General features: G+C 32.3%; 12 protein-coding genes. 8 read left to right on the top strand and 4 right to left on the bottom strand.

Annotated features, from left to right (window positions below):
- Window positions 1-7 precede the first annotated feature (7 nt).
- The 3 genes from BKH44_RS01810 (at window position 8) to BKH44_RS01800 (ending at window position 3,865) form a co-directional block, all read left to right on the top strand.
- Window positions 8-1,243, top strand: coding sequence for a cytochrome bc complex cytochrome b subunit (locus BKH44_RS01810; protein WP_095269517.1), 1,236 nt, complete (start codon window positions 8-10; stop codon window positions 1,241-1,243).
- Entirely contained in the window at window positions 1,240-2,097 is an 858-nt protein-coding gene (locus BKH44_RS01805) for a c-type cytochrome (RefSeq protein ID WP_095269513.1), read from the top strand. Before BKH44_RS01810 ends, BKH44_RS01805 begins: the two co-directional genes overlap by 4 nt.
- Before the next feature lie 205 nt (window positions 2,098-2,302).
- Entirely contained in the window at window positions 2,303-3,865 is a 1,563-nt protein-coding gene (locus BKH44_RS01800; RefSeq protein WP_095269511.1) for a type I restriction-modification system subunit M, read from the top strand.
- A gap of 20 nt (window positions 3,866-3,885) precedes the next feature.
- Here BKH44_RS01800 and BKH44_RS01795 read toward each other — a convergent pair whose 3' ends face one another.
- The 4 genes from BKH44_RS01795 to thrC all read right to left on the bottom strand — a co-directional run bounded on the left by BKH44_RS01795 (window position 3,886) and on the right by thrC (window position 9,719).
- The gene (locus BKH44_RS01795) at window positions 3,886-6,936 is read right to left on the bottom strand and encodes a type I restriction endonuclease subunit R (RefSeq protein ID WP_095269509.1); all 3,051 of its coding nucleotides are present in this window, start codon (window positions 6,934-6,936) and stop codon (window positions 3,886-3,888) included.
- An 82-nt stretch (window positions 6,937-7,018) separates the two neighbouring features.
- A complete protein-coding gene (locus BKH44_RS01790) occupies window positions 7,019-7,564 on the bottom strand; it encodes a restriction endonuclease subunit S (RefSeq protein WP_095269507.1) in 546 nt (181 codons plus the stop codon).
- Window positions 7,534-8,202 carry a restriction endonuclease subunit S gene (locus BKH44_RS01785; protein ID WP_095269505.1) on the bottom strand — a complete coding sequence of 223 codons (669 nt, stop codon included), beginning with the start codon at window positions 8,200-8,202 and terminating at the stop codon, window positions 7,534-7,536. The genes BKH44_RS01790 and BKH44_RS01785 overlap by 31 nt, the downstream gene beginning before the upstream one ends.
- A gap of 56 nt (window positions 8,203-8,258) precedes the next feature.
- On the bottom strand, window positions 8,259-9,719 hold the full coding sequence (gene thrC, locus BKH44_RS01780) for a threonine synthase (protein ID WP_095269503.1): 1,461 nt from the start codon (window positions 9,717-9,719) through the stop codon (window positions 8,259-8,261).
- 110 nt (window positions 9,720-9,829) lie between these two features.
- Between thrC and BKH44_RS01775 the strand changes: the two genes are divergently transcribed.
- The 5 genes from BKH44_RS01775 to BKH44_RS01755 all read left to right on the top strand — a co-directional run bounded on the left by BKH44_RS01775 (window position 9,830) and on the right by BKH44_RS01755 (window position 13,468).
- Window positions 9,830-10,030, top strand: coding sequence for a hypothetical protein (locus tag BKH44_RS01775; protein WP_095269501.1), 201 nt, complete (start codon window positions 9,830-9,832; stop codon window positions 10,028-10,030).
- 17 nt (window positions 10,031-10,047) lie between these two features.
- Window positions 10,048-11,061: an NADPH dehydrogenase NamA gene (namA, locus tag BKH44_RS01770; RefSeq protein WP_095269499.1), complete on the top strand. Its 1,014-nt coding sequence runs from the start codon at window positions 10,048-10,050 to the stop codon at window positions 11,059-11,061.
- A 123-nt stretch (window positions 11,062-11,184) separates the two neighbouring features.
- Complete coding sequence (locus BKH44_RS01765) at window positions 11,185-11,556, top strand: hypothetical protein (protein WP_095269497.1); 372 nt, start codon at window positions 11,185-11,187, stop codon at window positions 11,554-11,556.
- A 26-nt stretch (window positions 11,557-11,582) separates the two neighbouring features.
- Complete coding sequence (locus BKH44_RS01760) at window positions 11,583-12,251, top strand: response regulator transcription factor (RefSeq protein ID WP_095269496.1); 669 nt, start codon at window positions 11,583-11,585, stop codon at window positions 12,249-12,251.
- Window positions 12,242-13,468, top strand: a complete 1,227-nt coding sequence (locus tag BKH44_RS01755) for an ATP-binding protein (RefSeq protein ID WP_095269494.1) — start codon at window positions 12,242-12,244, stop codon at window positions 13,466-13,468. Before BKH44_RS01760 ends, BKH44_RS01755 begins: the two co-directional genes overlap by 10 nt.
- Window positions 13,469-13,533 lie beyond the last annotated feature (65 nt).

The following is a 13,533-nucleotide window of genomic DNA, read 5'->3' as shown; positions in this document are numbered from 1 at the left end:
GGATAAAATGGCAGAAATTAAGAAAGCAGATGGGCTGATTGATTGGCTTGATCAAAGGTTGGGTGTCAAAAAATTAGTAAAAGTTTTGATGACTGAATATTGGATACCTAAAAATATTAATTTTTTATGGGCAATGGGAGTTGTGCTTACAGCATTATTTACACTCTTGATTGTTTCGGGGATTTTTTTATTGATGTATTATAAGCCAGATGCAAAAATGGCTTTTGATAGTGTCAATTATACAATCATGCAAGAGGTCGCTTATGGTTGGCTATGGAGACATATCCATGCAGTAGCAGCAAGTATCATATTTGTCATCATTTATATCCATATGTTTGTAGCGATTTATTATGGTTCTTATAAACGAGGGCGTGAGATGATATGGATAAGTGGGATGCTTTTATTTGTAGTGTTTTCTGCAGAAGCATTCAGCGGATATATGTTGCCTTGGGGTCAGATGAGCTATTGGGCAGCTACAGTTATCACGAATCTTTTTGGTGGCATTCCTTTTATCGGCAATGATGTGGTAGAGTGGATAAGAGGGAATTATGTCGTAGCTGATGCAACATTGACAAGATTTTTTATGTTGCATGTATTTTTGTTGCCTGTCGTTATTATGTTACTTATCGTAACACATTTTTATTCACTTAGGATCCCTCATGTCAACAATCAAGATGGTGAGGTGTTTGATTTTGAAATTGAAGAAAAAAAATACATTGAAGGTAAGAAAAAAGAGTCAAAAGTTATTCCTTTTTGGCCTGTTTTTCTCTCAAAAGATATTTTTGTCATTTGTGCATTCATGATATTTTTCTTTTATTTGGTCGCATACCATTATGATTTTGCTATGGATCCGGTGAATTTTGATCCTGCTAATAGCCTAAAAACCCCTACTCATATTTATCCTGAATGGTATTTTTTGTGGAGTTATGAAGTATTGAGGGGATTTTTCTTCAGTGCGGATTTAGGGTTGATTGCTTTTGGTGTGGTTCAGGTTATCTTTTTCTTTATACCTTGGTTGGACAGGAGTCAAAAGGTTGCTCCTGCACATAGAAGACCTGCGTTTTTTGTTTGGTTTTGGCTCGTGGTTATTGATTTGATTGTATTGACTGTTTTTGGAAAGCTCCCACCAGAGGGTATAAATATTTATATAGGTTTTGTGGCTTCAATTACATTTTTGGCATTGATGATTATTGTTTTGCCAGTCATTACCATTATTGAGAGAAAAAAAGGAGGTGCCCAATGAGGGAGCTAAAAATTTTAATCCTTTTGATCGTCATCTTTGGTATTACTTATTGGGGAGTGGAGCCTTTGGCACATTCTATCATGCATCCAAAAGTAGCTCCTGCTGATTATGAATTCAGCGATTTGGAAAAAATTGATTTGAATGGAGGGGATGCCCAAAAAGGTAAAAAACTAGTCGAAGAAAACTGCACTGCTTGCCATAGTATTAAATCTCAAAATATCCCTGCACCTATGGATAATGTGAGTGCTGCTGGAGCTTATGGAGTTGTGCCTCCTGATCTGTCTAATGCAGGAGCGGTTTTTGATACTAATTATTTAGCCAATTTTGTAAAAAATCCCATCAAAACAACATTGCTCACGCATAAATTTGGTGATAGTAACCCTTATCCAATGCCTGCTTATGATTGGATGAGTAATGAAGATATTTCAAATATCGTTGCTTATTTGGTTTCTATAGCACCTAAAACACTCACAGATAAAGAGGTATTTGCACAGGCTTGCGAACGTTGCCATAGTGTAGAATATAATAAAACTTATGCTTTGACTCCTGAAGCAGATTTAGAAAAATATTTGGGGACAAAGGCTCCTGATTTGTCAATGATGATTAGAAGTAGAGGTGAAAAAACTTTGAGTGTCTTTATCAATGACCCTCAAAAGATACTTCCAGGAACACCTATGCCAAGAGTAGGGTTAGATGAAAAAGCTGAAAAACAAGTCATTTCATATTTACAAAAAGTAGGTGATAGCAAAAAGGACCAAAGGAATTCTTTAGGAATTAAAATAATGATATTCTTTGCAGTGATGGCACTACTTGCTTATGCATGGAAAAGAAGAATCTGGAAAGATTTGCATTAAGCCTATCTTCAATCAAAAATCCTAGCTATCTAGCTAGGATAAATTTAATACTCTTTTTATCTAAACTTTTATCTTTAAAGATTATTTTTTCTATTAAAATAAATGAAAATTATCAGAGTTTTTTAGTAAGTGATTTATGAAAGATTTTTTGACAATATAATTTTGTTATAATTTATAAATTTAATTATTAAAACTAAGGGATTTTATGGAAAGTGTTCAACAGAGGGCAAAACTGCATAGAGCCATTTGGAAAATAGCAGAGGATTTGCGTGGGAGCGTTGATGGTTGGGATTTTAAGACTTATGTTTTGGGTTTTTTGTTTTATCGATTTATCTCTGAGAATTTAAAAGCTTATGCTAATAAAAATAAGGGAGATATAAAACAAGATTATTCTCAAATGGATGAAAAGATAGCTGAAGGTTCTAAAAAAGAACTTGTCAGTGCAAAAGGTTTTTTTATCTATCCTAGTGATTTATTTGAAAATATCTTAAAAGAAGCACAAGAAAATCAAGCTAAGAAAGCAAATCTAAATGAGAGGCTTAAAAATGCATTTGATAATATCCAAGCATCTTGCATAGACAATGAGAGTGAAGAGAATTTTAAAGATCTTTTTAGTGATATTGATGTGAATTCAAATAAGCTTGGTGGTAGCACTATTGCACGCAATGAAAAATTGCTAAAGATTATGGAGTCAATCAATGCATTAGAACTCAATTATAACAACAATAAAATTGATGCTTTTGGCGATGCTTATGAGTTTTTGATGATGATGTATGCTAGCAATGCGGGTAAAAGTGGTGGTGAGTTTTTCACTCCTCAAGAAGTCAGCAAGCTTTTAGTAGAAATCACTCTAAGCAATAATCAAAAACCAAATAAAGTCTATGATCCTGCTTGTGGATCAGGTTCATTGCTATTACAATACAAAAAATCTTTAAATCAAGATCCAAAGAATGGTTATTTTGGGCAAGAAAAAAATATCACTACTTATAATTTAGCCAGAATGAATATGTTTTTGCATGATGTTGGGTATGAAAAATTTCATATTGCACATGGAGATACATTGATAAATCCTTGCTCTAAGCATGGGGAAGAAGAGCCTTTTGATGCTATCGTTAGCAATCCTCCTTATTCTACGAAATGGGAAGGCAAAAATAATCCATTATTGATTAATGATACTCGTTTTTCTAAAGCAGGGGTTTTGGCACCGACTTCAAAGGCGGATTTGGCATTTGTGATGCATATACTTTCTTGGCTCTCAGAAAAAGGAAGTGCAGCGATTGTTTGTTTTCCTGGTGTGATGTATCGTAGTGGAGCAGAAGAAAAAATCAGAGGCTATCTGGTAGATAATAATTATGTTGATTGTATGATTTCATTGAGTGATAATCTATTTTTTGGCACAAGTATCGCTGTTTGTATAATGGTATTGCGTAAAAACAAGCAAGATAATAATATCCTTTTCATCAATGCTTCTAATGAATTTTTAAAAGTTACTAATAAAAATATACTCAGTGAACAAAACATACACAATATTTTAAATCTCTATAAAAAACGCCAAAATATACCTTATCTTTCCTCATCAGTAGACAAAAGAGAGGTCAGGGCAAATAATTATAATTTGAGTGTTTCAAGTTATATAGAATCTGAAGATACACGGCAAAAAATTGATATCAAATCCCTCAATAAAGAGATAGGAGAAATCGTTAAGAAGCAATCAATCCTAAGGACACAGATAGATTCTATTGTTATGGAATTAGAAAAAATTTCTTAAATTAGCTATATTAGATTCTTTTAGCGGAGGGGTAGGTTTTTTCTCATATCTTTAAACCTTTCAAAGAAATTTTTGAGCTTTGAGATGATATTCTCCCTCTTTTCTCTATTTTTTGCCTGTATTTCTGGAGGTTGAAATAGTGGGATTTCTGGAAGAGCGTTATCTATATCAGTACCTAAATCTTGAAATTTATTGATTTCAAAGGCATTTTCTAAAAATTCTTTTGTTTTTTCTTCATTGAGATTTTCATCTTTTATGATCTTTTGGAGTTCATTTTTTTGTTTTTCTTTTATGAAGTTCTCAAAGAGTTGATTAAACTCTTCATCTTGTTTTTTATCAATTTCTTCTAAAAATGAATGTATCAAATCTCTTTTATTACGCAAGCTGATGCTAGAGTCAACCATACGCAAAATACTTTTTTTGGAGTTTTCTTCTTTGTTTTTGTAATACCCTTCTAGTAAAAATAAAATATAATCCACATCCACTTCTACTTGCCTGATGAGTTCTATTTCAAAGCTAATGTCATTTTCAATAGAGGCTTTTTCTTTGGCATTTTCTATTTGTTGGTGTAGTTCAATATATTGACTTTGATAATCTTGCTCTAGTGCTTTATCTAAGGTGTTTTGATCGCTAAAATCATCAAAAACATCTAAGATATTTTTTAATTTGAGCAACTGACCAAAGCATTGGATGAATTCCTTTTTTTGTTTATCAGATTTGAGAGGAAAATTATCTAAACTAAATTTTTCTTCTAATTCTATTACCAGTTCATTATATCCAATCTGATGCTTGCCATTCTCATCATCATAGCCTTTCAAGTATTCTTCAAATGTCCTCAATAAAACGATATTTTTAGCATCCTTATCCCCAAACATTTTTAAGCTATCATTTGTCGCTTTTTCTAGGTTCCTAAAACACACGATATTTCCAAAACTCTTAACATCATTGAGTATCCTATTGGTACGTGAAAAGCTCTGTAAAAGCCCATGATGACGCAAATTTTTGTCCACCCATAATGTATTGATAGTTTTGGAGTCAAATCCTGTCAAAAACATATTCACCACAATCAATAAATCTAATTCTTTATTTTTAAGTCTGAAAGAAACATCTTTGTAATAATCATCAAAGTTATTTAAAGAAAAATTGCTTTTAAATATTGCGTTGTAGTCTTGGATGGCAGATTCTAAAAATGTTTTAGAATCTTGATTTTCTGCTCCTGGATCTATATCATCGTCTATATCTTCATTAGGTGCATAAGAGTAGATGATGCCTACTTTGATACCATCTTGTTTCCCTGCTAATTGTTTTTTGAATTCAAGATAATATGCTTTGGCAAATTCTACGCTTGCAGTAGCAAAAATAGAATTGAAACCTAATATTTTTTTATTATTCAAATTGTAGTGATTTTTTCGCTTTGTTTTTTGGTCGAAATGCTCTAGGGTATAATTCACGATTTTGTGAATCCTATCTTTGTGCAATAAGGCAGATTCTTTTTGGATATCTTCTACTTGCTCATCAGAGATATTTTCTTCTTCTTTCATTGTTGATAAGTATTCAACTTTGAATGGCAAAACATTGTGATCGCCAATAGCATTTAGGATTGTGTAAGCGTGTAGCTGTGTCCCAAAGATGAGGTCTGTGGTTTTTATGGTAGCTTTTTGTATGGTTTGTCCTGATAGATTTTTTGTTTTGATTGAGGTGTAGTTTTTAGCAGCATTTTCTTGGAATATAGGGGTCCCAGTGAAGCCAAAAATATAATATTTTTTAAATTTTTTCTTGATTTGGTCATGCATGCTGCCAAATTGACTCCTGTGGCATTCATCAAAAATAAAGACTATTTCTTTATTGAAAACATCAGAATTGCCATATTTGGTTACAAATTTTGAGAGTTTTTGAATGGTAGTGATGATGATTTTTTCATTGTTATTATCAGATTCTATTAGTTTTTTGAGTGCATCTGTGTTTTTGGTTGCATTCGCAGAACCTTTTTGGAATGAATCGTATTCACGCATAGTCTGATAATCCAAGTCTTTTCTATCGACTACAAAGATGACTTTTTTGATGAATTTAAGCTCACAGGCTAACAGGGCAGTTTTGAAAGAAGTTAAGGTTTTACCACTCCCTGTACTATGCCAGATATAACCACCTGCTTGCACTTTTCCATAAAGTTTTTCATTATGTGCTAGGATTATCCTATAGATGATAGATTCACTCGCTGCGATTTGGTAGGGACGCATCACTAGGAGTTCTTTGTTGGTATTGAACACACAAAATTTCGTGAGGATATTCAGTAGGGTGCGGTTTGCAAAAAATGTTTTTGTAAAATCTTCAAGCTCTTCAATGATGTTGTTTTCAAAATCTGAAAAATTAATACAAAAAGCAAAATGATTATTTAGGTTTTTTGAGTTTTCTAATTTATTGCGTGTGGAGTTGCTATAATACTTGGTTTTTGTCCCATTACTGATGACAAAAATTTGTACAAATTCAAACAATCTATTGCCTGCCCAAAAACTCTCTCTGTTGTAACGTTTGATTTGATTGAAGGCTTCTTTTAAATCTATCCCTCTTTTTTTCAATTCAATATGCACTAATGGCAAGCCATTCACTAGTATCGTGACATCATAACGATTTTTGTATTTCCCTTCGTTGTTTTCTAATTGAGAAATCACTTGTAAAGAATTGTTAAAAATATCTTCCCTGTCAATGAGTTTGATATTTTTTATACTCCCATCATCTCTGGTTAATGGCTCTGTATGCATTTGTGTTTGTAACATTTCTGTTTTATCTTCAGGGGTTTTTTGTGGATTTGTCAGGATATTTTTATAAAATCTATCCCATTCATTTTGACTGAATGTAATATCATTTAGTTTTTCTAGTTGTATTTTTAGATTGGGTTCTAGTTCTTCTAGGGATTTGATAGGTTTCCTTTCATAACCTTGTGCTTGTAAGTCTTGTAAAAGTTTTTCTTCTAGCTCTGCTTCGCTTTGATAACTTTTGTTTTTTCTTTTTTCTCTGACATAGTTTGCGATGATAGTGCTATTTGGGTTTTGTGAAATCAAATTATTTATCATTATAATTCCCTGAGATATTTTTATTTTATTTTATCTAGTTTGGGATTTAAAATTTATAATTTTGTATATTTTTTACCTTTTTTTAAAAAGAAAGCAATTTTTCTCTGTAGTAAACATATTGTTGATGACGAGCAGTGATTTCAGCTTTTAATCCTTTGTTTGAATCATTTATCAAATCATCAAATTTATCTAATATCTTGACAATCTCTTTTTGCACTTCAAGAGGCGGGATGGGGATTTGGAGATTCCATAAATAATTTTTATTTAATTTTGGTATTGAACCACCATAAAGATGTTGTTGTAGTTCATATGATTTTGTTTTTAAAAAATAAAAAACAAATTTTGTCACAACATCTTTACCAATTGCTACAAAACAAACATCTGTAGCCCAGAATTTATTTTTTTGAAATCCTACAAAACCAGCATTTGCTCCTGCTCTTGAAATCGTGATGGCATTTTCAAAATTAAAATCAGAATAAAATCCTGTTGGTTCCACCCCTCCACCAATAACGGGATATTTTAAATTATTTCTCATCATTGCTTTAGTGATTCTATCACCTGCTTTCAAATCACAAGCTTTATATAACTCTTTAAACTCTACCTTTGTGGAGTCATACCCCCCCCCCATTTGTCTGATAACTGACTCAATGTTTCTATACTCAAAAGTTTTTCTCTATAGAATTCGTATTGCTTTTTCCTTGCTTGTAGCTCTGCTTGTAGCTCTGCTTGTAGCTCTGTGAATTTGTCAAGTATCTTGACAATTTTTTCTTGGATTTCAAGAGGGGGGATGGGGATTTGGAGTTGTTTGAATTTGTTTATATCAAGATGAGTGATAGTTGTCCCTTTCACAGTTCTCATTTTTAATTTTTCAAACCAGCTTGAATTCAATAAATAGACTAAAAAACCATCATTTTGCTGATGTCTTAATAGTACTGCATCTCCACCTAAAAAAGCTTCATTATCGCAACGATATGCCGAAACTTTTCCTATTTGGGCATTTTTTGTGGTGCTAGAAAGAGGAAGCAATAAATCACCTTTTGAAATCATAGGGCTATTATTTATATTTTCCCTTTGAGTACTTGATTTCACTTCATTGATATAATTACCATAAATAGTATAAAGTTCACCATAATGGATAATGGGGATATTTCCTTTACCAGTATTTTTTTTACTTAATCCTTTTCCTCGAATAAATTTTGCTATATCACCAAGAGTTTTAAACTCTACCTTTATAGAAGAAGAGTCATATGCCCCCCCCCCCCTCATTCATTGCTTTTAGCAATTCTTGTATTTCTTTCATTTTTTTCCTTAAAAATTTTGGTTTATTCTAACCAGTTTAGAATGCTTGATTTGATTTTATCTTTGTCTAAAACCTCTGTATGGACAATGGGTTTGGAAAAAAGATTTTTTATAAAAGGATGGATTTGAATATCTTTTTGTTTTTGCATCATATTGATAGCTTCTTTGTCATTGAGCTGTTTTTCAAAGATAGCTTGTATAACAGTGGGGGCAAATTTACTCCATTCTGCTGTGGAGCAAATAATAATCGGAGTATCTTCACAGAATGTTTTTGCAGCCTTGAGTCCTGTAGCAGTGTGTGGATCAATCAGGTAGCCTTTTTCAAAAGATTCTTTGATGGTTTGGAGGCATCCTTTGTCATCACAAAAAGTAGCTAAGAAATGCGATTGGATTTGAGATAATTCTTTTGGTTTTAGCTTGTAAAAAGAGTTTTCTTCAAGGTTTTGCATCAATTCTTTGGTGCGTGAGGCACCAAAAAGGGCAAAAAGTAGTCTTTCTATATTGGAGCTTTTTAAGATATCCATTGCAGGAGAATAGCTTTTGATTAGAGTTTTATCTTTGATATTATAGATCCCTGTTTGGATAAATTCTGTGAGGATGTTGTTTGGATTTGAAGCGATGATGATTTTTTCAATGGGTAAGCCCATCATTTTTGCATAAAAAGCCCCTAAGGCATTGCCAAAATTGCCACTAGGTATGACGATATAAATTTTTTGCCCAAAAGGGATTTTTTTGTCCCTCACTAAGGTCAAATAACCCCAAATATGATAAATAATCTGAAAAGCAATGCGCCCAAAATTAACAGAATTTGCCGCTGATAGGGAAAAGTTTTTAGCTTCTAGGGCTTTTTTAAAATCTTCATCTTTTAAGAGGGATTTGAGTATGTTTTGAGCAGTATCAAAATCCCCCTTTATGCCTAGTATTTTTAGATTTTTTGCCTCTTGGGTGATCATTTGAAGTTCTTGAACATCACTTGTCCCACCTTTTGGATACAGACAGAGTACAAAAATATCAGCTTGATTTGCGAAGGTTTGGAGGGTCGCAGGTCCAGTGTCTCCACTTGTGGCTGTGAGTATAAGGTATTTTTTATTTTTATTTTGTGCGAGTTTGGAAAAGATGATTCCAAAAGGCTGCAAAGCCATGTCTTTAAACGCTCTTGTTGGTCCGTGATAGAGTTCTTGAAAATAAATATTTTTTTCTGTTTGTATCAAAGGGGCAGGATTTTTAGGATTATCAAAAGTTTCATAACTTTTGAGGGCTTCTTGTAAAATCTCTTTATCAAGAGTTAGTTGAAGTTCATCAAAGATTTTTTCACTCAGTTGTGAATAATTTAGATTCAAAAGTGGCTTGAAATCTATTTGAGGCAATTTTTCAAGTGTATAGAGTCCCCCAAAAGAAGCATTAGGATTTAATATTACTTCTTCAAAACTTGCTTTTTGATTTCTTGAATTGTCATTGCCACGAGTTTGTATAAAGTTATTCATAAAAATCCTTATTTTTTAGATTTGTGATAGTGTGATTTTAACAAATATAATATTTTTGTGGTAGAGTTTCTTTTAGTGAATGAATGTATATTTTACTGAAGGCTATAAAAATGGATTTTCAATACAAATTGATGATGTTTGGTTTTTCAGCTTTGTGTGAAGATATCGATGAAGTCAATCAAAGGCTTCGTCAAATACCTATTGAGAGAGCCCTAGCAGAAACAATTGAGCAATGTTATCTTATTGATCTTGATAGTGGAGAAAAATATGATGTTGTCTATAATGAAAAGGGATTTTATATCAAATACTAGTTTTTGAGGATGATAGAATGAAGCAGACACTTTTTTCTACTTGGAATATAAAAGATTTGGAAATCAAAAATCGCATTGTGATGGCACCAATGGATCAATACAGTGCTGAAAATGGAATGATAAATCAATGGCATCATACCCATTACCTCACTAGGGCAGTTGGTCAAGTGGGCTTGATTATTGTTGAAGCAAGTGCAGTGTCTGCAGATGGAAGGATATCCAATCAAGATTTAGGCATATGGAGTGATGAACATATTGAAGGGCTAGCTTGTGTTGTAAAAGCTTGCAAACATTATGGAGCCAAAATGGCTATACAAATAGGGCATGCAGGTAGGAAATGTGAGTGCGAGTGTGAAGAGATCATTGCACCATCTCCTATTGCTTTTTCTAAGGATTCTAAGATTCCAAGAGAAATGAGTCTTAATGACATACAAAATACCATACAAGATTTTGCCAATGCTGCACAAAGAGCGTTAAAAGCTGGGTTTGATGCTATTGAAATCCACGCAGCACATGGGTATTTGGTGAGTGAATTTTTGTCTCCATTGAGCAATCGACGTCATGATAGTTATGGTAAAGATAGGGCACTCTTTTTAAGGGAGATTCTTGAGGCAGTCAAATCTGTTTTGCCTAAAGATTTTCCCTTAATGATTCGTATATCTGCCAGAGATTATATAGATGGCGGAAATGAGATTGAAGATTGCATAAAATTATTATCCCCATTGAAAAATCTTTTTGATGTTTTGGATGTCAGTACAGGCGGGGTTATTGAAGCTAGTATCAAGACATATCCGGGATATCAAATAGAATGTGCAAGGATTTTGAAAGAAGCACTTGAAATCTCTTGCATCGGTGGGGGTCTCATCACAGAAGCAAAAATGGCAAATAAATTGATACAATCAAATATTATAGATTCAGTTTTTTTGGCTAGAGAGTTGCTTAGGAATCCATATTGGAGTATTCAAGCAGCTTTGGAGCTTGGTGTTGATATAGAAATCTCCAAGCAATATGAAAGGGCAAAATATTTTTAAAAATTAAATTTTATTAATTGATAAATTTTTAATTTAAAAATCAAAATTGTTTAATAGTTGACAAAAACTATAAATTCACTCATTATAATTTAGTTTTATAAAAAATGTCTCAAAAGGTAAGTGATGAAGAAATTACTTGTTTATTTATTTATTATTTCTTGTGTTTTTGCTGATAATTGGAGAGATCTCAATGAATTACACAAAGATTTAAAAGAGGCAGATTTAGACCATCATCAAGAAAAAGAAGTCAAAGAGTTATTCAAAGAATATCATCATGAGCTTAAAGAATGGTGGCATGAGAATGAAAAAATAGATGCATTGGCAATGAGGTCTTTTAATAAAAAAGATTTTGACACAAAAGAAATTGAAATCAAGATGAAAATGATTACTGATAAGAAAATTAAAATTGATTTGAAGTTTTTGAAAGATTTGCATGTAATCCTTAATGATGAACAAAGGAGTAAGATTTCAAAAGAATATAGTGAAATAGATTAAAATTTAAATTCATTGAAGGAGAAAAAATGAGCAAATTGTTGTTAGTCGAAGATGATTTGGAAATGCAAGCATTGATAAAAACTTATTTAGAACAGGCAAAATTTGAAGTTTTGGCTACAGATTCACCTAATAGATCTATTGATTTGCTTAGAGAAAATCAGGGAAATATTGATTTGATTATTTTGGACTTGACATTACCTGAAATGGATGGTTTTGAACTTTGTAAGAAAATCAGGAATATTTCACAAATTCCTATCATTATTTCTACTGCTAGAGGGGATATTTATAATAAGATTCAAGGTTTTGAAAAAGGAGCTGATGATTATTTGGCTAAGCCTTATGAGCCTGCTGAGCTTATCGCACGAATCAATGCAATGTTAAGGAGATTCAAGCCAAAAGAAATGTCTTTTGATAACCTCAATATCAATATCCAAAAACGAGAAGCTAAGCTTTCTGGTCAAGTGTTGGACTTGACAAATACAGAGTTTGATATTTTGATATTTTTGATAGAAAATAGATTGCACCCAGTTTCAAGAGAAGTCATCGCCAATACGATCAATGCTATCCATGAAGACAGCTTATTGCGTAGTATTGATACTCATGTTAGGAATCTCAGAGCAAAACTCAATGACAATGCCAAAGAACCTAAGTTTATCCAATCAGTATGGGGGATAGGGTATAAATTTTGTTTATAGGTAGTTTACGTTTAAAATTCAGTTTGCTTTTTGGGATGGCATTTTTATTTGTGATTGGTCTGTGGTATCAAACTGATAGGATTATTTTAGAAAAGCAAAATGAACGTGCTAAAAATGAAACAATGCTTTTTATTCAAAGTATTCTGCCCAATTACACCACAGGGAATCTTAATGCGGTAATGTTGGCTGTAAAAAAATTCGAATATATCAGATTGCCTCAAATGCCAAAAAATTATAAAGTCCTTGAAGTCGTCAAAGATGATATGTTGCGTATAACGATTTTTCGCACCAAAAATAGGATTGGTTTTAGTGTGAATTATTTTGGTGATACTTTTATTGTAGTGAAAGATTTTGAAACTGATTTTTGGGAAGAAAATAGACTTCAGGTTTTTTTCTTGCCTATTGTTTTGATTTTGATTATCTTATATATCATATCTTTTACTCTTTTGGCACCTTTGAATAAACTCAATTTTGCTATCAAAGAGTTTGCGAAGGGACAATACAATAAAATCCTCCATACTTGTCGCAAGGATGAGATTGGAGATTTGATAAAGACTTTTAATTTAATGGGGGATAAAATCTCAAAAATGCTTAAAAGTCGAGAGTTGATTTTGAGGAATATTGGTCATGAACTCAAAACACCTTTAGCAAAGATGAAATTGATTTTAGCTATGGAGGGCAATAAAACCCCTGAAAACAAAAAACTTGAGCGATATGTTTTAGATATGCAAAAAATTTCAGATAATATGTTGGAATTTGAGAGGGTTAATAGTGGTAATATTATCATTGCTAATGAAGAATTTTTGAGTGAAACACTCGTGTTTGAATCGCTTTTTAGTTTTGTTGATGAAGAGAATAGGATTGAGGTGAATTTTGGGGAGAATTTTTTCATTCAAGGTGATTTGAGGCTTTTATCTGTCGCATTAAAAAATCTAATTGAGAATGCACTTAAATATACAAAAGAAGATAAAATCTTTATTGAATGCATTCAAAATAAAATTGTCATTAGAAATAAAGGCAATAAGCTTGAACACGACATTAGCTATTATCTGGAGCCTTTTTGTAGAGATCCTTCACATAATGCTGTGAGCGGTCATGGACTTGGGCTTTCTATTGTGAGTGAGATTTTATCTTTGCATCATTATAGATTGGAGTATGTTTATGAAGATGGATATCATATTTTTGGAATTTCTTTCCATACCCATAAACTTGTTTGACAATTCTTTGACTTTTAAGTATATTTTCATTCCAAATACTAATGTATTTAAAAGTTTTTAAGATT

The sequence above is a fragment of the Helicobacter sp. 13S00477-4 genome, assembly GCF_002272785.1.
Taxonomy (GTDB): domain Bacteria; phylum Campylobacterota; class Campylobacteria; order Campylobacterales; family Helicobacteraceae; genus Helicobacter_J.
Note: the sequence above shows the minus strand (reverse complement) of the source record. Positions and strands in the feature narration are given on the sequence as shown.